The sequence below is a fragment of the Nonomuraea sp. JJY05 genome (assembly GCF_043496855.1).
In the GTDB taxonomy this organism is placed as follows: domain Bacteria; phylum Actinomycetota; class Actinomycetes; order Streptosporangiales; family Streptosporangiaceae; genus Nonomuraea.
The window spans coordinates 1-20,288 of sequence record NZ_JBIEIS010000067.1; the positions used below are offsets into that span (position 1 = coordinate 1).

A 20,288-nucleotide genomic window follows, 5' to 3' on the forward strand; every position below is an offset into this window, starting at 1 on the left:
TCATCTGCGCCAACGCCGGGCCGAAGATCCCGCCGTCCCGGTCCAGCAACTCCTCGTCGAGATCAAGAACCTCGGCTACACCGGCAGCCAGAACCTGCTCTACCGCTACATCACCCAAGGCCGGGTCGAATGCGACCGGCCCGCGATCTCGCCCAAGCGTCTGGCCAGCCTTCTCCTCACCGAACCGAGCAAGCTCACCGGCCACCACGCCGAGCGGCTGGATGCCGCCATCGCCGCCTGCCACGAGATGACCATGCTCGCCGGACTCGTACGGGACTTCGCCGCTCTCCTCGACCCCAAGCAGGGCAACGACGAGCTACTGACCGCCTGGATCGAACAAGCGCGTCAGGCCGATCTGCCCCACCTGCACGCCTTCGCTCGCGGGCTGGACTACGACCGGGCCGCCGTCAACGCCGCCCTCACCCTCCCGTTCCATAACGGCGGCACCGAAGGCGTCAACACCAAAACGAAAATGATCAAGAGGCAGATGTACGGGCGAGCCGGCTTCGCGCTCCTCCGCCATCGCATCCTGCTCGGCTAACCACGGTCCGTCACCACCGAAAGTGAGCCAGAGCCACTGACTGGACACACCCGGGACTTGACGTACGGGTCATAGGGGCTCTTCGAACTTGATCGGGGTTCGAGGTTCTGCGGTGCGCAGGAGACTTGAGAGCTCGTGACTCTCGGTGGTTCTTCTTGTTGTCGAAGCAAGGAGGATCACAACAGAGAAGCCACGAGCATGGTCAACGATACGACGCTGCTGCTCGGCCTGGTCGGCTTGGCCGTCACGAAGGTCGTCGCCGCAGGTGATGGACTGCAGGACGGGCCACTGGTGCACCTGGCCACCACCGATGAACGAGCCAGAGCGTGCCGACAGTGCGGGGTCAGCGCGGTCCGGGTGAAGGAGTGGGTGACTACCCGCCCGCGTGACCTGCCAGTAGCGGACGGCAGTGTACGTTGCGCTGGCGCAAGTGCAGCTGGTGTTGTGACCAGATGTCCTGCCCGCGTCAGACGTTCAACGAGCAGGTGCCTCAGATCACCGCCCGGTTCCGGCTGACCGTGCGATTACGCCAGGCCGCCGGTGCCGCCATGGGAGATGGCGGGCGCACGGTGATTCAATCGGCGCGAGATCACAGGGTGTCATGGCCGATCGTGTCTGCGGCCTTCACCGAGCACGCTCATCGGGTCCTGCCTGCGCAACCCTGCCGGTCGTCAGACTGGGCATCGATGAGGTCCGTCGTGGCCGTGCTCGCTGGGTTGCTGGATGAGGCCACCGGCACGTGGACGACGCCGGTGGATCGCTGACATGCCGGCTTCGTGGACCTGTCCGGCGATCAGGGTCTGCTCGGTCAGGTCGAGGGCCGTACCATCACCGCCGTGACCGGCGGCTCCACCATCGTGACGCGAACTGGCGTGAGCAGGTGGCCTTCGTCGCGACCGACATGTGCACCATCTTCAAATCTGCCGTCCGAGGCGGGTTGCCGCACGCCACGCTGGTGGTCGACCACTTCCTCGTCGTACAACTTGCCAACGCTGCGCTCACCGAGGTCCGCCGCCGCGTCACCGTCCAGGCCAGGGGACGGCGCGGGCGCAAAGTAACCGTGAGTGGGAACAGCGCAACCAGCTGACCCGCTCCGCCACCCGGATGCACAGCCACCAGTTGGATCCAATGGTCGAGGACCTGCAAGCCTTGCCCGCACGGCTGAGCCGGCCGATCCTGGCGGCGTGGAATGCCAAGGAAGATCTGCTGGACCTGCTCGCCCTGGCCGCACCCGTCCTGACCGGACCGTCATCGCCGAGCGGTTGTTTCGCTTCTGCGACCGCTGCGCCGCTTCTGACCCGCCCAAACTCCACCACTAGGTCACCACCATCCAGACTTGGTGGTCCGAGATCCTGACCTTCATCCAGAGCGGCATCACCAACGCCGGCTCCGAGGGCACCAACCGCGTCATCAAGACCACCGCCCACAACGCCTACGGCTTTCGTAATCCGGAGAATCAGCGTCTACGCACCCGATGCGCCACCACCCGAAGAGGCCGCGGATACCTCAACCCCACTTAACTTCAAAGAGCCCTCATGCCGGAGATGGCCGAGATGCCGTCCAGTCATCTACAACGAGTAGCCGGTCATCCCGAATTGATCGACTCCGAGACGATGACATGGATGCCGGACCGGTCAGCTGAATACGCGGCTCGTTTGCCAGCTCGGATTGACTCCTATCAGACCACTGATGTTCGAATCACTACAAGTCACACCCCTCGCCCGGACCTCGAACATGGTCCGCTCGGCTGGCCAAGTAAGATTTTTATTGGATTCGCTGACACAGAGTGTTTGCCTTGTCACGATGGGCACATGCATCGTGGCGATCTGACGAACGCCGAATGGGAACGGCTGGCATCGCTGCTACCCCCCGGCGACACGCTTGGAGACCGGTGGGACGAGCACCGGATGATGATCAACGGGGTGCTCTACCAAGCCAGGACCGGACTGCGGTGGCGTCATCTGCCCGGGCGATTCGGCTGCTGGGTGACCGTCTACCGGCACCACCGCCACTGGACGGCCGACGGCACCTGGCGACGACTGCTGAGAGCGATCGAAACCGCTCAGGCCGGCACGACGGCCGATGACAGCCCAGCACAGCCACAACGGCCCGCCTTCGCCCACCGCCCGCGACACGAAGCCCTCGCCCACGATCCGGTGCTGCTGAGCCTGCGCACCCATCTGGCGACAGTCGTCCGGGAAAGGGACATCTAGACCTACCCGGCGAGCACCCGGAGTCGGCCCATCCGACCAGCCCGCCCTTCTTCCGGCGGCCGAGGCGCACCCCTCCAGCTCCTCGCCCGCCTTCACAGCACGCTGAGGCGCTTAAGAGCACCCCAGTCCAAATAGGCCAGGCGCGGGGGTGTCTCCCCTACGACCCCACGCCTGGCGCCCGACAGCCGTCCTCGCCGACCCTCCTCCCGGCGAGGACGGCCTCTTTTTCGGGCCCGATCCGCCGTAGACAGGGGCGCCTCGGGCCCGCTACAACCCGAACCTGAAGATCTCCTGTGAGGATTGGATCGAGTTAGACGGATAAGGCGTCAATCCGGTTCCTGTGATCTAAGTCACGTTTCAGCGACTACGTTCCGTGGCCAGGCTCTAACGGCACTCGGGTCCCATCAGCAATAACCCTGCCATACCCAGCGAAAACGTAACTATCCAATCACCGCGCGCAAAGATCTCTGACAGATAACAGCACGGTAACGGCGGTAGGGGTTCCTTCCGGATCACCCAAAGCGGGTTCCACCTGCGGAGATCACCACGCTATGTTCCTTGCTATCCCTTTACTGACGCATGGGACGCATGTTGCGACCCACGACAGAGCAAGGAGCAGTTCCCTTGAAGCGCATCCTCATCCCCGCCGGTGGTGCCATCGTGGCTACCGGCCTTCTGGCCGCCGGCCTGGCCGGCACCGCCCAGGCCGACAGCGACGTCGCATCTGACCCGATGGCGACGAGTGCGGCGAACGCCAAGGCCATTGCCGAGTTCTGGGCCGACAACAACGGTGCCGCCCTCCGGGCCGCCAAGGAGTCCAACAACTGGGACAAGAGCGACGTCGCGAAGCTGCAGAGCAAGGGCGGCTACAGCGCCGACACCAAGCCCGGCTCGACGGCTCCGATCGGCCAGGAAAAGAAGACGACCGTCAAGGTCCAGAACGTCAACATGCCGAAGACCATCGGCAAGGTGTTCTTCGTCAACAGCAAGGGCGAGAAGAAGTGGTGCTCCGCCACTTCGATCCAGTCCCAGTACCGCAACCTGGTCGCCACGGCCGGTCACTGCGTGTACGACACGGCGACCAACTCGGACGTCCTGTCCAAGTGGGTCTTCGTCCCCGGTTACTACCAGGGCAAGTCGCCTTGGGGCATCTACGTGGGTAAGCAGGCCTTCACCCACTACGACTTCGACGTGTACGAGGACTACGACCGCGACTACGCGTTCGTGACCGTGTACAACGGTGTCCAGCTCGGTGGCGGCACTCCCAAGCAGGTCTCCAAGGCCGACTGGGACAAGTACACCGGCATCAAGGACGCCAAGGACGTCGAGATCAGCCGCGAGGAGTTCCGTAAGGGCAAGCTCGACCCCACCTCGACCGAGGCGTACTGGGTGAAGAGGGGCACGGCGCCTGAGGCGACCGGCCCTGACTACCCGGGCGCCGTGGTCGGCAAGGTCGAGGTCGCCGAGGCCGCCTACAAGGCTGCCAAGGTCGGCAAGGGCAACGGCTTCAAGTTCGGTGAGCCCGTCACGGAGATCGTGACGGACAGCGAGGCCGCCGCCTACCTGGAGAACCAGAAGAAGGACGCGGCGAAGTACCCGGCCAAGGTCGTCAAGGACGCCCGCGGCAACTGGACGATCACGCACTACTACGTCCAGCAGTGGTACAAGGCCGGCTCCGAGACGAAGTTCTACAAGACCGTCTTCTTCATCGTCGAGGGCTTCGCCAAGGACGCGGGCCGTCTCGGTGACAACGTCGGCGGTCAGGGCTTCGCCTGGAACCAGCCCACCGGCAAGCCCGTCCGCGTGTTCGGCTACCCGGCCGCTCCGCACCCCGACGGCAACAAGAACTACACCGGCGTGACTCCGAAGTGGTGCTACGGCCCCACCACGAAGAAGCTGGTCGGTTCGGCTGCCAAGAAGATCGAGGAGCACGTGGCCCTCAAGTGCGCCTTCACCGAGGGCGCCGACGGTGGTCCGTGGCTGTACAAGTACAGCAACTCCAAGCGTCTCGGTTACCTGAACGGTGTCGTGAGCACCTTCAACGACCAGGACGGCAACGGCCGCGTGGACTACATCTCCTCGCCGTACTTCGACGGTGAGACCAACGTGGTCTACAAGGCCGCCGCGGCCGCGTGGTCCGGCAAGATTGTCTGAGGTAACGGATAGCGACCGGGCGTAGACCGTTCGTATAACCGTCACCAGCGAAGGGCCCGGCATCCGCCGGGCCCTTCTGCGTTCCCGTCAAAAATGATGGGCGTTTGGACGCATGGCACGCCCAGACGGTGCCATCAATCCAATGTGATCTGCATCACATAGCCACTTCGACCATGATCGAACCGGCGCACGGGCCTCCCGAACCCCACTGACAACTTCCTTATGTTGATCAGGGCAAACGGTCCCGAAGCCAGCTTTCCTCGACTCCTGCGCATCAGCCGTTTAAACATCACAGAACGGTCACGCCCGGCTTGTCGCATCTTTTCCTGTCAAAGCGGCTACCCGCGAGCAAGATCCACACTGTATGTTCCTGGCTATCCCTTTACTGACGCATGGGACGCAAGAGGCGTTCCACGACAGCGCAAGGAGTTACCTTGAAGCGCATCCTCCTCCCCGCCAGTGGCGCCATTCTGGCCACTGGTCTGCTGGCTGCTGGTCTGGCCGGCACCGCCCAGGCTCAGGCCGACAACACCGTCGCTAGCGACCCGCTCGCCAAGACGGCGGCCCAGGCGGCCGAGACCCTGGACTTCTGGACCAAGTCCAACAACGCGGCCCTGAAGGGCGCCGTGGCGTTCACGCCCGACGCTCTCGAGGTCTCGAAGATCTCCTCCAAGGGTGGGTATACGAACGACACCAAGCCTGGGTCGACCGCCCCCATCGGCGAGGAGAAGAAGACCACCGTCAAGGTTCAGAACGTGAACCTGCCGAAGACCATCGGTAAGGTTTTCTTCGAGGGCCGCGACGGCAAGCTGTACTGGTGCTCCGGTACCTCGATCCAGTCGCAGTACCGCAACCTGGTCGCCACGGCCGGTCACTGCGTGTACGACCTGGCTGCGAACGACGAGGTCGTGTCCCGCTGGGTCTTCGTCCCCGGTTACTACCAGGGCAAGGCTCCTTGGGGCGTGTACGTGGGTAAGCAGGCCTTCACCCACTACGACTTCGACGTCTACGAGGACCTCGACCGCGACTACGCCTTCGTCACCGTCTACGACGGCATCGGCGGCACGCTCAACAAGCCCAAGCTGGTTGACTGGAACGCCTACAAGGCGTACCAGGGCGAGAAGTTCGTCAAGGACGTCACGGTCACCGAGGAAGAGTACAAGAAGGGCAAGCTCGACCCGAAGACCACGGACTACTACGACGTGGACCCGGGCAAGGCCGACGAGGCCTCTGGCCCGGACTACCCCGGCGCCGTGGTTGACCGCTTCGAGGTTTCCAAGGCTGTCTACGACGCTGCCAAGGTCGGCCAGGGTCAGGGTTACAAGTTCGGCGAGCCCATCGTCGAGAACGTGACCTACCAGGAGGCTTGGAAGTACTTCCAGGCCAAGAAGAACAACCCCGGCAAGTACCCGGCCGACGTGAAGCTGGACGAGAAGGGCAACTCCACCCTCACGCACTACTACGTGCAGCGGTGGTACAAGCAGGGTAGCGTCGCCCGCTACGTCCGTCTCGAGCCGTACATCGTGGTGCACGAGGTCAAGAGCGTTGGTCGCCTCGGCGACAACGTCGGTGGCCAGGGCTTCGCGTGGAACCAGCCGCGTGGCAAGTACGTCCGCACCTTCGGTTACCCGCAGGGCGCTCACCCCGACGGCAACAAGCCCTTCACCGGTGTCACGCCGAAGTGGTGCTACGGCAAGACCGCGACCAACTACGTCGTGGTGCCGAAGTACAAGGTCGAGGAGCAGGTCGGTCTGAAGTGCACCGTGACCGGTGGCTACGACGGCGGCCCGTGGCTGTACAAGTACAGCAACGCCAAGCGTCTCGGCTACGTCAACGGTGTCACCAGCCTCATCGCTGACACCGACGGCAACAACCGCTACGACACGATCACGTCGCCGTACTTCGACGGTGAGACCAACGTCGTCTACAAGGCCGCTGCGGCCTCGTGGAGCGGCAAGCTCATCCCGTAGTTCGCTGCGGATCGGAACGAAGACTTGTTCGTCGTTCTTTAGCAATACCGAAGGGCTCGGCTTCTGCCGGGCCCTTCGGCCTTTTTGCTGAGAAATCTGGCAATTGCCCTTACCAGAGTGACCAAAGGGTCGATAGGGTCTTTACACCCTTTTTGACAACTGTGGAGCCTCCCGTGAAGCGCCTGCTCATCCCCCTGGCCGCCGCCTGCCTGAGCGCCGCCGCCCTAGCCGTCCCAGCCACCGCCGCACCGAGCTGGGCCAGCGACAATCTCCAGCCCAAGCCGGCCGACGCGTACGGTGACGCTTACTTCTGGCTTGACTCCAACGGAGCCGCCCTGCGCAAAGCCACCCAGTACAACCTGGATGCCAAGAAAGTCTCCAAGCTGGTGTCGACGGGCAGCAACGGCGCCCCTGACGGCAAGCCGGGCATGACCGGCCCCACCGGCACCACCAAGCCGGCGGTGTCCAAGAACATCAACCTGCCCAAGACCATCGGCAAGGTGTTCTTCCTCGACAAGTCGGGCAACTACCGCTGGTGCTCGGCGACGTCCATCCAGTCCAGGAACCGCAACCTGGTCGCCACCGCGGGCCACTGCGTCTTCGCGAACGGCAAGGACGACGTCTACGACAAGTGGATCTTCGTGCCCGGCTACTACCAGGGCAAGGCTCCCTTCGGCGTCTACGTGGGCGCCTACGCCTTCACAGCGTACGACCTCGACACCTACGACGACTACGACGGCGACTTCGCCTTCGTGGCGGTGCACAACGGCTTCGCGCTGGCGGGCGAGAAGGAAGTCTCCCGCAACGACTTCAAGGCGTGGGCCGGCGACAAGTGGGTCAAGCCGCGCGAGATCAGCTCCGCGGAGTTCCTCAAGTGCCAGCTCACGCTCGGCGACTGCTGGTCGGAGGGTGAGGACAAGCCGGCCGACCTCGTGGGCCCCGACTACCCCGGCGCCGTCCTGGAGAAGGTCGAAGTCGGCGAGTCCGCGTACAAGGACGCGAAGGTGGGCAAGGGCCAGGGCTTCAAGTTCGGCGAGCCCATCGTGGAGCAGGTCACCAAGCCTCAGCAGGACGCCTACCGGGGCCCCGGCACCAAGGGCACCGACAAGCTGGGCAACTACACCATCACCCACTACTACACGCAGAAGTGGGTCAAGCCCGGCACCTCGCGTAAGTACTTCGAGGCCCACTACATCATCGGGATCGCCAAGGACATGGGCCGGCTCGGTGACGTGGTCGGCGGGCAGGGCGTGGCCTGGAACCAGCCCCTCGGCCAGCAGGTGACCGCGTTCGGCTACCCGTCCGCCCCGCACCCCGACGGCGACCGCCCGTTCACCGGCGTGACTCCGAAGTGGTGCTCCGGCAAGACCGCCACCAAGAGCTACCAGGTCAACACGTTCAAGGTCGAGACGCACCAGCTGCTCAAGTGCTCCATGACCGGCGGCGCCGACGGCGGCCCCTGGCTCATGAAGTACGACAACAACAAGCGCACCGGCTACGTCAACGGCGTGACCAGCCTGTTCCACGACAACGACGGCAACGGCCGCGTCGACTACATCAGCGCGGCGATCTTCGACGGTGAGGTGGCCGACGTGTACAACAAGGCCAACTACGCGGAGACCAAGAAGATCGTCGGTCCGAACGGCGAGCTTCTCCAGTAGACGACGACACGAACAAGAACGGCCCGGGTCAAGCGCCCGGGCCGTTTCGCGTCATACCGGCGTGAGCTCCCTCGTCCGTTCGCGCAGCGCCAGCACGGCCCGCTCGTTCTTGTACGGCTCCAGCCGCCGCCGCAGGTCGGCCGCGTACGACCGCGACCGGGACGACTGCAGCTCCCCCGCCAGCGCGAAGGCGGTGCCCGCGGTCGAACACGCCTCCTCCAGCTCACCGCACTGCAGCAGCCCGGCGGCCAGCAGCGACAGGTTGAACATCCGCCCGCGAACGTAGCGGGAGTCCATGTCGAGCGAACGCCGGGCCTGCCGCACGGCCCGCTCCCCCTCCCCCAGGTCACGGAAGCAGTGGGCGAACTTCGCCGACAGGTAGGCCTCGTCGAAGTAGCTGAGCCACACGGGCTCGTCGGCGGGCTTACGGGCGTCGAAGGCGCACTCCGCCTCGTGCAGGGAGACGCCGCAGGAGCGGGCATCGCCCAGGCCGGCGTGGGCGTGAGCCTCCAGGACGTGCGCGGAGGCCACAAGCGTGTGCACGCCGGCGCGGCGCGCCGCCAGCTGGGCGGACCTGGCCAGGTCGAGGGCGTGGGAGGGCTGGCCCATGTAGATGGCCTGGTGGGCCATGCCGGCCAGGATCTCGCCGCCCAGGGTGTGGTCGTCGGCGCTCCTGGCCAGGCGCAGCGCCTGGATCAGGTAGCGCTGGGCGAGACCGTGCTGCTCCATGTCGTACGCCATCCAGCCGGCCAGGCGGGTCAGCTCGGCGGCCGCGGCGGCCAGCCGGCGGCCGGTGGACTCGCCGTACAGGCCGTCCTTGAGCAGCGGCGAGACGGCGGTGTCGAGGTATTTGACCACCGACGAGCGGACGCGGCCGCTGCCGAAACGGTTGTCGAGCTCACCGAACGATCGGGTGACCTCATGGATGGCGGCGATGTCGGCGCGGCCCACCCGCCGCGCGCCCGTGCCGCTCAGGTGTCCCCCGGATGGGGACGTCAGCCAGCGGATGGCTCCCACGGAGCCCGCTCCTATCGCGAAGGTCGAGTCGATCAGGAACCTCCGTCTCTCCACGTCGGCCCGCCATAGTGCCGTCACGGTCGCGACCCCCTCCTGCCACGTGTGCGTGAACTGCTGCCCGAGATCGAGGGGTGTGAGGACCGCCGGCATGCCCAGATCCTCCGAGGTAACCGGGCGTCCCAGCCGCATCGCGAAGATCTCCGCGAGCAGTCCGGGAACCGGGTCACGTGGCCTCTGACCACCGATCCAGCGCAACACGGAGCTGTGGTCGTATTTGAGGCCCGGAGTGCCACGGGCGGCTCCCCAATCGTTCAGGCACCTGGCCAGTCCCTTGTGGGAGAAGCCCGCTTCCGCGATGAGCTGCCGCAGCAGTCGGTTCGGCTCGCGTTCCATCGCTCTCCTCGTCAAGGAGTTGGGCGCCCACACCTTACAGAGAGCTACTGTTATAGCACCTTGCGTAAAGGTTTTAGGGCAGTTCTCAAAGAGACCTTCAACTCCATGGCAAACGGGGGCCTCCCTGATCCGTGGAGGCCCCCGTACGAGGACGTCAGGCGCGGGCGACGCCGTCCGCGCGGGCCTGGGCCGCGACCGCGGCGGTCACGGCGGGCGCGACCCGCTCGTCGAACGGGCTCGGGATGACGTACGTCGGCGACAGGTCGTCGCCGACGACGCCGGCCAGCGCGTTGGCGGCGGCCACCTTCATGTTCTCGGTGATGGCGGAGGCGCGCACGTCGAGGGCGCCCCTGAAGACGCCGGGGAAGGCCAGCACGTTGTTGATCTGGTTGGGGAAGTCGGAGCGGCCGGTGGCCACGACCTTGGCGTGCCGGGCGGCCACCTCGGGGTGGACCTCGGGGGTGGGGTTGGACAGGGCGAAGACGATGGCGTCGGGCGCCATGGAGGCGATGGCCGCCTCGGACACGGTGGATCCGGACAGCCCGACGAACACGTCGGCGCCGGCCAGCGCGTCCTCCGTCGAGCCGGTGTGGCCGGCGCGGTTGGTGTCGCGGGCCAGAGCCTCCTTGACGGGGTTGAGCCCCTCGCGGCCCGCGTAGATCATGCCCTTGGAGTCGGCCACCGCGATGTCGCCGACGCCCGCCTCCAGAAGGATGCGGGAGACCGCGACGCCGGAGGCGCCCGCGCCGGCCACGACGGCGCGCAGGTCGCCGAGCGAGCGCCCGCTCAGGCGGGCGGCGTTCTGGAGCGCGGCGAGCACCACGATGGCGGTGCCGTGCTGGTCGTCGTGGAAGACGGGGATGTCGAGCAGCTCGCGGAGCCGGTCCTCGACCTCGAAGCAGCGCGGGGCGCTGATGTCCTCGAGGTTGATGCCGCCGAACGAGGGCGCGAGGCGCACGACGGTCTCGACGAGGGCGTCGACGTCGGTGCAGTCGAGGCAGATGGGGACGGCGTCGACGTTCGCGAACTGCTTGAACAGCAGAGCCTTGCCCTCCATGACCGGCATGGCGGCCGAGGGGCCGATGTCGCCCAGGCCGAGCACGGCGGTGCCGTCGGAGACGACGGCGACCACGTTGGAGACCCAGGTGTAGTCGTTGACCAGCGCGGGCGTCTCGGCGATGGCGGTGCAGACCCGGGCGACGCCGGGCGTGTAGGCCAGGGAGAGGTCGTCCGCGTCGCGGACGGGAACGGTGGAACGGACCTCGAGCTTGCCTCCGCGGTGCAGCGCGAAGGCCGGATCGAGATCGAGTTTCTCGACGGGAACGGAAGCAGAAGCGGGCGTGACAGCCACAGCGACCCCAGTAGTCATCGGGAGCGGAAGAAACCTTCGGCGGGCGAGCGCGAGCGGGCTGGCCTCGGTAGCTGCCAGGATCCCCTCGTCGGTCGTCTCAGAGGGGTACGGGGGTCACCCGTCTCCCTATCGTGCCACATGGTGAGATGGAGTCGGTGTCAGTGCCGACGCCGTTCCGTTGACGCATCGTTAAATGTCTGATGACGGACCGGTGCAAAACCCCATTTAAACTGCACAAAACGCAAGTTTCCTGGCTTTTCACAACGAGGAGGCCGTACATGGCCCTCAGCCCCAAGGGCCGCCGTGGCTATGCCGCCGGCGTGCTCGCGTTGACCGCCGCCCTGGCGCTGACCGCGTGCGGGAGCGGCGGCAACAGCTCGAGCTCCGCCACGACCAGCGCGAGCGCCTCCGCGGCCGGCGGCGTCCAGCTGGTCACGCCTGGCAAGCTCACGGTCTGCACGAACATCCCGTATGAGCCGTTCCAGTTCAAGGACGCGAGCGGCAAGATCGTCGGGTTCGACGTGGACATGGTCGACCTTGTCGCGAAGAAGCTGGGCGTGACCCAGGAGATCGTGGACATCGACTTCGCCGTGATCAAGAGCGGCGCCGCCATGGCGGCGAAGAAGTGCGACCTGGCCGCCGCCGGCATGACGATCACGCCGGAGCGCAAGGCGAACATCGACTTCTCCGACCCGTACTTCGACGCCACCCAGGCGCTGCTCGCCAAGAAGGGCACCGGGGCGACGTCGCTGGCGGACGTCAAGGCCAAGAACCTCAAGCTGGGCGCCCAGGCCAGCACCACGGGCCTCGACTACGTCAAGAAGCAGGGCTTCGACCCGACCGAGTACGCCGACTCCGCCAAGGAGCTGCTGGCCCTGCAGGCCGGACAGGCCGACGTGATCGTCCAGGACCTGCCCGTGGTGCTCACCTGGCTGAAGAAGCCGGAGATCGCCGCGAAGTTCGAGCTGATCGGCAGCCTGGACACCGGCGAGCAGTACGGATTCGGCCTGAAGAAGAACGCCGACCCGGTGCTGCTCAAGACGATCAATGAAGAGATCGCCAAGGCCAAGCAAGACGGCACCTACGAGAAGATCTACGTGAAGTGGTTCGGCAAGAAGCCCGGCGAGCTGGGCTGATCCATGGCCGACCAGCCGAAGACGGCTGAGCCTGCGCGCGCCAGGCTCAGCCCCCGGAAGAGACAGCGCATCGTCCGCGGCGTCCAGTACGCCGTCCTGGTCGTCGCGCTCGTCGCGCTCGTCCTGTACGCGGACTGGACGAGCCTGGCGGAGAACTTCGCCAGGCCCGACATCGCGGAGAAGGCCTTCCCCGAGCTGTTCACGATCGCGTTGAAGAACACGATCATCTACTCGGTGGGCGGTTTCTTCTTCTCCTTCGTGTTCGGCCTCGTTCTCGCGCTCATGCGGCTGTCACAGGTCCGCCCGTACCGCTGGATCGCCGGCGTGTACATCGAGATCTTCCGCGGGCTCCCCGCGCTGCTGATCTTCCTGCTGATCCTCTTCCTCCCCATCGCGCTCCCGGGCTTCGAGGTGCCCGGAGGCAAGTACGGCGAGGGCATCCTCGGGCTCACCCTGGTCGGCTCGGCCTACCAGGCGGAGGTCTTCCGCGCCGGTCTGCAGGCCGTGCCCAAGGGGCAGACCGAGGCGGCCAGGTCGCTCGGCATGTCCGCGGGCAGGGCGCTGTTCACCGTGGTGATCCCGCAGGCGGTCCGCATCGTGATCCCGCCGACCACCAACCAGTTCATCGCGCTGCTCAAGGACTCGTCGCTGATCCTCTTCCTGGGGGTCTCCGGCGAGTACGTGGAGCTGGCCAAGTTCGGCAACGACCTGTCCTCCGAGCAGTCCAACGCCACGCCCATCATGGTCGCCGGCGTGACGTACCTCATCGTCACGATCCCGCTGGGCTACCTGGTGCGGCGGCTGGAGGCACGAGCGGGGAGGGCGCGATGACGCACGCCGTCGAGATCAGGGACCTGCACAAGTACTTCGGCGCCAACGAGGTGCTCAAGGGCATCGACTTCACCATCGATCCCGGCCAGGTGGTCTGCGTCATCGGCCCGTCGGGCTCCGGCAAGTCCACCCTGCTGCGCTGCGTGAACCTGCTGGAGGTGCCCACCAAGGGCAAGGTGTTCGTGGAGGGCGTCGAGCTCACCGACCCCGATGTGGACATCGACGCCGTACGCCGCCGCATCGGCATGGTCTTCCAGCAGTTCAACCTGTTCCCGCACATGACCGCGCTGCAGAACGTGATGATCGCCCAGCAGCGGGTGCTGAAGCGGGGCAAGAAGGAAGCCGAGGTCGTCGCCAGGGAAAACCTGGACAAGGTGGGTGTCGGCGCGAAGTGCGACGCCTACCCGGGGCAGTTGTCGGGCGGTCAGCAGCAGCGGGTGGCGATCGCCAGGGCGCTGGCCATGAACCCGGATCTGATGCTGTTCGACGAGCCCACCTCGGCGCTCGACCCCGAGCTGGTGGGGGACGTCCTCACCGTCATGCGGAAGCTGGCGGAGGAGGGCATGACCATGCTCGTGGTCACCCATGAGATGGGGTTCGCGCGGCAGGTGGCCGACCGGGTGGTGTTCATGGACGGGGGCGTGATCGTCGAGGACGGCGAGCCGGCGCAGGTGATCGGCGACCCGCAGCAGGAACGCACGCGCACCTTCCTCCACCGGGTGCTGCACCCCGAGGATTAGGTCCGGCAGCACGGCGGGGCGCATCCGCCCGTACCGCCTTTCGAGGCCCGGTACGGAGCGCCCCGCCCCGACGGCCCGCACCCCGGCCCGCGGGCCCCTGAAGCGCCTTCTCAGCCGCGCCTGACCGCACTCCCGGACGGAAGGCCCGGCCCCGTCGGGCGGGACCCGTGATGTAATACACCCGCATGGACCTCACCTCTTACGCCGAGTGGGCCGTCCGGCTGGTCAACGATCCGGACCCGCCGCCGGAGCTGAGGCCGCTGCGCGAGGAGCTGGCCGCCGCCTTCGACGAGGCCGAGGACGAGCGGGCCGTGGCGGCGCGGCTCAACGCCCTGCTGGTGCGCTATCCCGTACGCCCCCAGCTCACCGACCACGACGGCGCGGGCTGGCACCTCCACCTGGCCGAGGACACCGCCGCCTGCGCCGTGATGGGCCTGGCCGCGGTCGTGGCGGAGCTGGGCGCGGACCGGCTCGGCCGGTGCCAGGAGCAGCGCTGCGGCAAGGCGTTCCTGGACACCTCGTCCAACCGTTCCCGCCGCTACTGCTCCTCCCGCTGCGCCAGCCGCGCGAACGTCGCCGCCTTCCGCGCCCGCCGGCGCAACGGCTCCTAACGCCGCCTCCGCAGCAGGGGCCAGTAACGCAGCACGACCCGGCCCACGATGTCGTGGACCGGCCCGAAGTCCCAGCTGTCACGCCGCCCGCCGGCCCGCTGGTTGTCGCTCTCCAGCCACCACCCGTCCTGCCCGTGCCACTGCGCCCGTTTCACGATGAGCTGGTCGGGATCACCGGGAAGTCGCGCCACCACGAGATCACCCGGGTGGACGGTGGCGCCCCGGCGTACGAGGAGCCAGTCGCCGGGAACCAGCGCCGGGCGCATCGAATCGCCCTCGACACGCACTCTCATGGGCTGTGACCGTTCACTGAGTGTCAGCACTCCTCAATGATTCGCTCATTGCTGGGCGAAGGTCCCCGTCTGATCCGGACAGAAGATGCCCGTTGCGGGGTAGACGCTTCGCAGCCACCAGCCCCGTCAAGCGAGGTGTTACGGTCGGCTCCACGTCCGTTTCGCGTCTCCGGGCCACTCCCGGCGACGGATTCCTTGACCAGCGAGGCGAGATTGATCGCGGCGTTGCGGTCACGATCAATGCTCAGCTCGCAGGACTCACAAACGTACATGCGTACGTGCAGAGGGAGTTTGGCTTTCACTGCCCCGCAGCCCGAACACTTCTTCGACGACGGATACCAGCGACCGGCCACGATCAGGGTGCCGCCGCTCCACCGGGTCTTGTAGCCGAGCTGGCGGCGGATCTCGCCGAAACCGGCATCAGCAACGGCCCGGGCCAGCCGACGGTTTCGCAGCATCCCGGTCACATTGAGATCTTCTACCACGATCGTGCCGTACTCACCCGCCAGATCGGTGGTGAGCTTGTGGATGGCGTCGCGGCGCAGGCGGGCCACCCGGTGGTGGACCTGATTGCGTCGGACATCGGCCCGCTTCCACCGCTTGGACGGAGCCCGGCCAGTCCGCCCATCGGGACCTTGGCGGCGCGCGACTGTCCGCGAGAGGCGACGCAACCGACGGAGCGCAACCATCAAATGTTTCGGATTCTCGGCGGTGGACCGACCGTCGGAGAACACCGCCAGGGTCTTTACGCCGAGATCGACACCGATCACCGCGTCCGGCCGCGCAGGGCGGCGGTCGGCACGTTCGACCAGAACAGAGAACGACACGAACCACCGCCCACTCTCCCATCGGACGGTGGCTGAGCGGATCACTGCGGTGCCCTGTTCGATACGCCGGGCCAGCTTGCGGGTCGACTCGTGTGTCTTGATCCGGCCCACCCGCGGCAACACCACATGCGTGCGCCCCTCAAGCCGGATCGCCCCTGTGGTGAACCGCACCGAACGTGTGCCGTTGCGCTTGGACGCGAAGCGAGGGAAGCCCACCCTTCGTCCCTTACGGTCTTCGGTGCGGGACTTGCTCCAGTTGCTCAGCGCTGACGACAACCGCTCCAGACCACAGGCATACGCCTCCTTGGAGCACTCCGCCCACCACGGGGCGACCTCGGACTTGACCGCGTTCCAGCGTTTACGCAGCGCGTACATCGACCACGACACCGGCGGCGTCAACTGATCTCCGTCGAGGCCATAAGAGCGTTCGGCAGCTCGTTGTGCCAGGTTCGCCTTCACCATCGCCAGGCCCCAGTTGAACGCCACCCTGGCCGCCCCACAATGGGCCGCCAGCCCGCCCACCTGTCTAGGCGTCGGATCGAGGGCGAACCGGTACGCCTGTATGACCTGCACCTCACCCACCTCCGACTACCACGCTCTGCGAGCGTGAGACTACTATCATGCAATGATCAAATAGAACACCTGAGCGATATCGGGACGCTGGCCCGCGGGTACCGACGACGTTGCCGATCAAGTCCATCCACCGGCCATCCCGGGTCAGAGCCGACACGCGCAAGAACCGACGAGCGTCGATGAATCCCCCCTACCCGCGGGCGTTCAGGACCCGAGTAAGGTCGGTTGTGGACCAAGCTGATTCAGCATCAAGGAAGGACTTTCTGATGCTCGCACGACTGCTACGACCCAAGCATGTCGCTTCCGCACACTGCGACCTGCCCTGCGGGGTCTACGACCCCGCTCAGGCCCGCATCGAGGCCGAGTCGGTCAAGGCGATCATGGAAAAGTACGCGGCCAACGAGGACGCGGTCTTCCGCGCCCGCGCGCTGACCATCAAGGAGGAGCGGGCCGAGCTGGTCAAGCACCACCTGTGGGTGCTCTGGACCGACTACTTCAAGCCGCCGCACCTGGAGCAGTACCCTCAGCTTCACCAGCTCTTCTGGGACGCCACCAAGCTCGCGGGCGCCGCCGGCGCCAAGGGCACGGTCGACGTCTCCAAGGCCGAGGACCTGCTGGGCAAGATCGACGAGATCTCGAAGATCTTCTGGGAGACCAAGGCCGCCTAAAACGGCACATAAGGCTCTGCGCGGCAGCGGCCGTGCAGAGCCTTTTCCGTTGATGGCGAGTCTGAATCGTCCAAGCACCTCCCAGGGGCGGTAAGTTGCAGTTGGCGTCGGAATCGCGAGGAGGAACGTGACCGAGGAAACCGAGACGCGCGCGGAGGGCGTGGCCGGCATCCGCGACGTGGTGAGCATCAGGCTCCCCGCCGCCAGTGCCTACCTGTCTGTGCTGCGTACGGCTACCGCCGGGCTGGCGGCGCGGCTGGACTTCACGCTCGACGAGATCGAGGATCTGCGGATCGCGGTCGACGAGGCGTGCGCCATGCTGCTGAGCGAGGCGGTGCCCGGCACCGACCTCACCGCCGAGTTCGAGCTGACCGGGCATGAGATGCAGGTCAGGGTCGAAGTGGCCACGGTCGGCAGCTCCGCGCCCAAACGCGATGACTTCGCCTGGATGGTGCTGACCGCCTTGGCCGACGACGTCGACGCGGTGACCGACTCCCCAGATCGCATGGCTATCGTCCTGCGTAAGCGCCGAGGCGCAGCGAGGCCGGCGTGACGGAAAGGACTGGAGCCATGGCCACCAGCGAACACGCCGTGCCCGACCGGGTGCGTGCCCGCATGCTCTTCGCCGAGCTGGCCGAGCTGGGCCCCGAGGAGCCGCGCCGCCAGCGCATCAGAGACGAGCTGGTCGAGCTTCACCTTCCCCTGGTCGAATACCTGGCCCGCCGCTTTCGGAACAGGGGCGAGTGGCTCGACGACCTGACCCAGGTCGCCACCATCGGCCTGATCAAGTCCATCGACCGGTTCGACCTCAACCGCGGCGTGGAGTTCTCCACGTACGCCACGCCCACGATCGTCGGCGAGATCAAACGCCACTTCCGCGACAAGGGCTGGGCGGTCCGCGTCCCGCGCCGGCTGCAGGAGCTGAAGCTCTCGCTGACCAAGGCGATAAGCGATCTCTCGCAGCGCGAGGGCCGCGCGCCGACGGTCGCCGAGCTGGCCTCCTACCTGAAGATGACCGAGGAGGAGGTGCTCGAGGGCCTCGAGTCGGCCAACGCCTACTCGACCGTGTCGCTCGACGCGCCCGACTCCGGCGACGATGACGCCCCCGCGGTGTCCGACTCGCTCGGCATCGTGGACGAGTCGCTCGAGGGCGTCGAATACCGCGAGTCGCTGAAACCGCTGCTCGAACGGCTGCCGCCGCGGGAGAAGCGCATCCTGCTGTTGCGCTTCTTCGGCAACATGACGCAGTCGCAGATCGCCACCGAGCTGGGCATCTCGCAGATGCACGTCTCGCGCCTGCTGGCCCGCACCCTCGCGCAGCTGCGTGAGGGCCTGACCGCCGAAGACTAGCCGTCTCCGTAGAGGGCATGCGTGGTGGGCGGCGCCAGCAGCGTCGCCAACCCCGCCACCGCGATCACGATCAGCGGGATCCCGAGCTGGGGCTGGCCTGACTGGATGAGCGTGACGGAGATCGGCACCATGAAGATCTGCGTCAGCACACCGGGCGACCGCCCCCACCGCTCCATCTTGAACAGCCCGCCCCACGCCACCCAGAGCAGCCCCGCTCCGACCAGCACGCCGAACGCCGACTCGGCGATGGCGGTGGTCAGGTTGGCCGGGGTGCTGACCAGGGTCTCCACGGCCACGTAGATGCCGAGCCCGAGCGCCACCAGGCCCTCCAGGGCGACGATGGCGGCGGCGATGACGAGGGTGACCGGACGACGATTCACGCCCGTACCCTACCCCCCGGGTCAGGCGGTCCGAGAAATAGGACGTTCGGCCGATAACGCCCACAAGTCCAGCGGATACGCTGGCGCTATGCGCGCCATGCTATTGGTGAACCCCAAGGCCACCACCACGAACGCCCGTACGCGTAACGTGCTGATCCGCGCGCTCGGCGCGGCCGTGGAGCTGACGGTGGAGGAGACCCGCTACCGCGGGCACGCCGCGGCGCTGGCCGCCACCGCGCGGGCCAAGGGGTACGACGTCGTGGCGGTGCTCGGCGGCGACGGGACGATCAACGAGACCGTGAACGGCCTGCTCAACCCGGTGAACGGTGACCACGTCCCACCCGGCATCGAGGGCCGGCCCGCGCTCGTCGTCATCCCCGGAGGCAGCGCGAACGTGTTCGCCCGCGCGCTGGGGCTGCCCAACGACCCGGTGGAGTCCACGGGGGCGGTGCTGGAGGCGCTCAGGGAGGACCGGCGCAGGACCGTGGGTTTGGGGCAGGCCCTATGGGAGGGCCAGAGCCGCTACTTCACCTTCTGCTCGGGCATGGGCTACGACGCAGAGGTTGTACGGGCCGTGGAAGGCCTCAGGGGAAGCGGCCGTAAGGCCACGCCCGCACGGTACGTGAACACCGCCCTACGGCACTATCTGGCCACGGACAAACGGCATCCGGCGATGACCCTGACCGGTCCGGGGATACCGAGGGCCCGCGGGCTGTTCATGGCGATCATCTCCAACACCTCACCATGGACATATGTCGGCAGCAGGCCCGTCCACCCGACCCCGTGGGCGAGCTTCGAGACCGGGCTCGACCTTCTCGGGCTGCGCCGGATGGGACCGATGTCACTCGTGCCATTGATCCGACAGATTCTCACGGAGAGTGACGCCCTTCCGGCCGGCCGGCACCTCGTACAGCTGCACGACGAGGCCGAGTTCACGCTCACCGCGGAGCGCCCGGTGGCCTTCCAGCTGGACGGGGACTACCTGGGCGAATACGAAACCGTAACATTCCGGTCTACACCGAACGCATTACAAGTTTTGGTCTAGGTGGTTACATTCGGTCATTGTGTGACGCATCCGACAGCCATAACACCCAAAACTTCCCGTCAACCCTCTTGCGTGCACTCAGCGTGGCTGACAGTCTCAAGACTGACATCGGAACGTAGGACCTTTAACCACCCCAAGGTTCTCCGAGTGTCAGCGGGCGATCCCGGTCCTCACAGGTCCGGGTCATGTTCGCGCGAGTTAGTGAAACTCTTCACAAAGTAGTAGCCGCACGGAGCCGACCAGAGGCTCCATCTACTAAGGAGTGGACGCATGGACTGGCGCCACCGAGCTGCCTGCCGTGACGTGGACCCCGAGCTGTTCTTTCCGATCGGCAACACCGGCCCGGCACTCATGCAGATCGAAGAAGCCAAGCAGGTCTGCCGTTCCTGCTCGGCCGTCGAAGCCTGCCTGAAGTGGGCGCTGGAGTCCGGGCAGGACGCCGGCGTCTGGGGCGGCCTCAGCGAGGACGAGCGCCGCGCTCTCAAGCGCCGCACCGCTCGCCACCGCGCGCGCCTCACCGCCTGACCCGCCACC

Annotated in this window: 22 protein-coding genes; 17 read left to right on the top strand and 5 right to left on the bottom strand. The window is 66.4% G+C overall.

Going from position 1 to position 20,288, the window contains the following annotated elements; translation table 11 throughout:
* The 8 genes from ACFKCF_RS56235 to ACFKCF_RS56270 all read left to right on the top strand — a co-directional run.
* A partial coding sequence (locus ACFKCF_RS56235) for a transposase (protein ID WP_394505034.1) occupies positions 1 to 541 on the top strand: 541 nt, incomplete at its 5' end.
* 452 nt (positions 542 to 993) lie between these two features.
* Positions 994 to 1,305, top strand: a complete 312-nt coding sequence (locus ACFKCF_RS56240) for a helix-turn-helix domain-containing protein (protein WP_394505123.1) — start codon at positions 994 to 996, stop codon at positions 1,303 to 1,305.
* A 116-nt stretch (positions 1,306 to 1,421) separates the two neighbouring features.
* Positions 1,422 to 1,628: a transposase gene (locus ACFKCF_RS56245; RefSeq protein ID WP_394505036.1), complete on the top strand. Its 207-nt coding sequence runs from the start codon at positions 1,422 to 1,424 to the stop codon at positions 1,626 to 1,628.
* Between the two features lie 286 nt (positions 1,629 to 1,914).
* Positions 1,915 to 2,061 (top strand): transposase, encoded by a 147-nt coding sequence (locus ACFKCF_RS56250; RefSeq protein ID WP_394505125.1) that lies wholly within the window; start codon positions 1,915 to 1,917, stop codon positions 2,059 to 2,061.
* 291 nt (positions 2,062 to 2,352) lie between these two features.
* A complete protein-coding gene (locus tag ACFKCF_RS56255) occupies positions 2,353 to 2,754 on the top strand; it encodes a transposase (protein ID WP_394505037.1) in 402 nt (133 codons plus the stop codon).
* Positions 2,755 to 3,378: 624 nt separating this feature from the next.
* Positions 3,379 to 4,908 (top strand): trypsin-like serine peptidase, encoded by a 1,530-nt coding sequence (locus tag ACFKCF_RS56260; protein WP_394505039.1) that lies wholly within the window; start codon positions 3,379 to 3,381, stop codon positions 4,906 to 4,908.
* 434 nt (positions 4,909 to 5,342) lie between these two features.
* Positions 5,343 to 6,878: a hypothetical protein gene (locus tag ACFKCF_RS56265; RefSeq protein WP_394505041.1), complete on the top strand. Its 1,536-nt coding sequence runs from the start codon at positions 5,343 to 5,345 to the stop codon at positions 6,876 to 6,878.
* 173 nt (positions 6,879 to 7,051) lie between these two features.
* Positions 7,052 to 8,539 (top strand): hypothetical protein, encoded by a 1,488-nt coding sequence (locus ACFKCF_RS56270; protein WP_394505043.1) that lies wholly within the window; start codon positions 7,052 to 7,054, stop codon positions 8,537 to 8,539.
* Positions 8,540 to 8,590: 51 nt separating this feature from the next.
* Here ACFKCF_RS56270 and ACFKCF_RS56275 read toward each other — a convergent pair whose 3' ends face one another.
* Both ACFKCF_RS56275 and ACFKCF_RS56280 read right to left on the bottom strand, forming a co-directional pair.
* The gene (locus ACFKCF_RS56275; RefSeq protein WP_394505045.1) at positions 8,591 to 9,949 is read right to left on the bottom strand and encodes a hypothetical protein; all 1,359 of its coding nucleotides are present in this window, start codon (positions 9,947 to 9,949) and stop codon (positions 8,591 to 8,593) included.
* A gap of 154 nt (positions 9,950 to 10,103) precedes the next feature.
* Positions 10,104 to 11,318, bottom strand: coding sequence for an NADP-dependent malic enzyme (locus ACFKCF_RS56280; RefSeq protein WP_394505046.1), 1,215 nt, complete (start codon positions 11,316 to 11,318; stop codon positions 10,104 to 10,106).
* 260 nt (positions 11,319 to 11,578) lie between these two features.
* On the opposite strand from ACFKCF_RS56280, the gene ACFKCF_RS56285 reads away from it, so the two are divergent.
* The 4 genes from ACFKCF_RS56285 (at position 11,579) to ACFKCF_RS56300 (ending at position 14,618) form a co-directional block, all read left to right on the top strand.
* Positions 11,579 to 12,436, top strand: coding sequence for an ABC transporter substrate-binding protein (locus ACFKCF_RS56285; protein ID WP_394505048.1), 858 nt, complete (start codon positions 11,579 to 11,581; stop codon positions 12,434 to 12,436).
* Positions 12,437 to 12,439: 3 nt separating this feature from the next.
* Complete coding sequence (locus ACFKCF_RS56290) at positions 12,440 to 13,267, top strand: amino acid ABC transporter permease (RefSeq protein WP_394505050.1); 828 nt, start codon at positions 12,440 to 12,442, stop codon at positions 13,265 to 13,267.
* Positions 13,264 to 14,007, top strand: a complete 744-nt coding sequence (locus tag ACFKCF_RS56295) for an amino acid ABC transporter ATP-binding protein (protein WP_394505052.1) — start codon at positions 13,264 to 13,266, stop codon at positions 14,005 to 14,007. The genes ACFKCF_RS56290 and ACFKCF_RS56295 overlap by 4 nt, the downstream gene beginning before the upstream one ends.
* 185 nt (positions 14,008 to 14,192) lie before the next feature.
* Positions 14,193 to 14,618: a CGNR zinc finger domain-containing protein gene (locus tag ACFKCF_RS56300; RefSeq protein ID WP_394505054.1), complete on the top strand. Its 426-nt coding sequence runs from the start codon at positions 14,193 to 14,195 to the stop codon at positions 14,616 to 14,618.
* On the opposite strand, the gene ACFKCF_RS56305 is transcribed toward ACFKCF_RS56300, so the two are convergent.
* Both ACFKCF_RS56305 and tnpB read right to left on the bottom strand, forming a co-directional pair.
* Positions 14,615 to 14,941: a S24 family peptidase gene (locus ACFKCF_RS56305; protein WP_394505056.1), complete on the bottom strand. Its 327-nt coding sequence runs from the start codon at positions 14,939 to 14,941 to the stop codon at positions 14,615 to 14,617. The genes ACFKCF_RS56300 and ACFKCF_RS56305 overlap by 4 nt on opposite strands.
* Complete coding sequence (tnpB, locus tag ACFKCF_RS56310; protein ID WP_394505058.1) at positions 14,935 to 16,320, bottom strand: IS607 family element RNA-guided endonuclease TnpB; 1,386 nt, start codon at positions 16,318 to 16,320, stop codon at positions 14,935 to 14,937. The genes ACFKCF_RS56305 and tnpB overlap by 7 nt, the downstream gene beginning before the upstream one ends.
* Before the next feature lie 257 nt (positions 16,321 to 16,577).
* On the opposite strand from tnpB, the gene sodN reads away from it, so the two are divergent.
* From sodN to ACFKCF_RS56325, 3 genes are all read left to right on the top strand, one after another.
* Complete coding sequence (sodN, locus tag ACFKCF_RS56315; RefSeq protein WP_221519206.1) at positions 16,578 to 16,979, top strand: superoxide dismutase, Ni; 402 nt, start codon at positions 16,578 to 16,580, stop codon at positions 16,977 to 16,979.
* A 127-nt stretch (positions 16,980 to 17,106) separates the two neighbouring features.
* Entirely contained in the window at positions 17,107 to 17,532 is a 426-nt protein-coding gene (locus ACFKCF_RS56320) for an anti-sigma factor (protein ID WP_127936220.1), read from the top strand.
* A 17-nt stretch (positions 17,533 to 17,549) separates the two neighbouring features.
* Positions 17,550 to 18,329, top strand: a complete 780-nt coding sequence (locus tag ACFKCF_RS56325; protein ID WP_176573444.1) for an RNA polymerase sigma factor SigF — start codon at positions 17,550 to 17,552, stop codon at positions 18,327 to 18,329.
* On the opposite strand, the gene ACFKCF_RS56330 is transcribed toward ACFKCF_RS56325, so the two are convergent.
* Entirely contained in the window at positions 18,326 to 18,709 is a 384-nt protein-coding gene (locus ACFKCF_RS56330; RefSeq protein WP_364754988.1) for a hypothetical protein, read from the bottom strand. The two genes, ACFKCF_RS56325 and ACFKCF_RS56330, sit on opposite strands and share 4 nt — an antisense overlap.
* Before the next feature lie 88 nt (positions 18,710 to 18,797).
* On the opposite strand from ACFKCF_RS56330, the gene ACFKCF_RS56335 reads away from it, so the two are divergent.
* Positions 18,798 to 19,754, top strand: a complete 957-nt coding sequence (locus ACFKCF_RS56335) for a diacylglycerol/lipid kinase family protein (RefSeq protein ID WP_394505060.1) — start codon at positions 18,798 to 18,800, stop codon at positions 19,752 to 19,754.
* A 270-nt stretch (positions 19,755 to 20,024) separates the two neighbouring features.
* On the top strand, positions 20,025 to 20,279 hold the full coding sequence (locus tag ACFKCF_RS56340) for a WhiB family transcriptional regulator (RefSeq protein ID WP_185068358.1): 255 nt from the start codon (positions 20,025 to 20,027) through the stop codon (positions 20,277 to 20,279).
* The last annotated feature ends 9 nt before the right edge of the window (positions 20,280 to 20,288 follow it).

What these genes read in the sequence shown, in the direction of transcription:
- ACFKCF_RS56240 (WP_394505123.1), top strand. Translation starts at nt 994, where the DNA reads ATGTCCTGCCCGCGTCAGACGTTCAACGAGCAGGTGCCTCAGATCACC.
- ACFKCF_RS56255 (WP_394505037.1), top strand. Translation starts at nt 2,353, where the DNA reads ATGCATCGTGGCGATCTGACGAACGCCGAATGGGAACGGCTGGCATCG.
- ACFKCF_RS56275 (WP_394505045.1), bottom strand. Translation starts at nt 9,949, where the DNA reads ATGGAACGCGAGCCGAACCGACTGCTGCGGCAGCTCATCGCGGAAGCG.
- ACFKCF_RS56280 (WP_394505046.1), bottom strand. Translation starts at nt 11,318, where the DNA reads ATGACTACTGGGGTCGCTGTGGCTGTCACGCCCGCTTCTGCTTCCGTT.
- ACFKCF_RS56285 (WP_394505048.1), top strand. Translation starts at nt 11,579, where the DNA reads ATGGCCCTCAGCCCCAAGGGCCGCCGTGGCTATGCCGCCGGCGTGCTC.
- ACFKCF_RS56290 (WP_394505050.1), top strand. Translation starts at nt 12,440, where the DNA reads ATGGCCGACCAGCCGAAGACGGCTGAGCCTGCGCGCGCCAGGCTCAGC.
- ACFKCF_RS56295 (WP_394505052.1), top strand. Translation starts at nt 13,264, where the DNA reads ATGACGCACGCCGTCGAGATCAGGGACCTGCACAAGTACTTCGGCGCC.
- ACFKCF_RS56300 (WP_394505054.1), top strand. Translation starts at nt 14,193, where the DNA reads ATGGACCTCACCTCTTACGCCGAGTGGGCCGTCCGGCTGGTCAACGAT.
- sodN (WP_221519206.1), top strand. Translation starts at nt 16,578, where the DNA reads ATGCTCGCACGACTGCTACGACCCAAGCATGTCGCTTCCGCACACTGC.
- ACFKCF_RS56325 (WP_176573444.1), top strand. Translation starts at nt 17,550, where the DNA reads ATGGCCACCAGCGAACACGCCGTGCCCGACCGGGTGCGTGCCCGCATG.
- ACFKCF_RS56335 (WP_394505060.1), top strand. Translation starts at nt 18,798, where the DNA reads ATGCGCGCCATGCTATTGGTGAACCCCAAGGCCACCACCACGAACGCC.
- ACFKCF_RS56340 (WP_185068358.1), top strand. Translation starts at nt 20,025, where the DNA reads ATGGACTGGCGCCACCGAGCTGCCTGCCGTGACGTGGACCCCGAGCTG.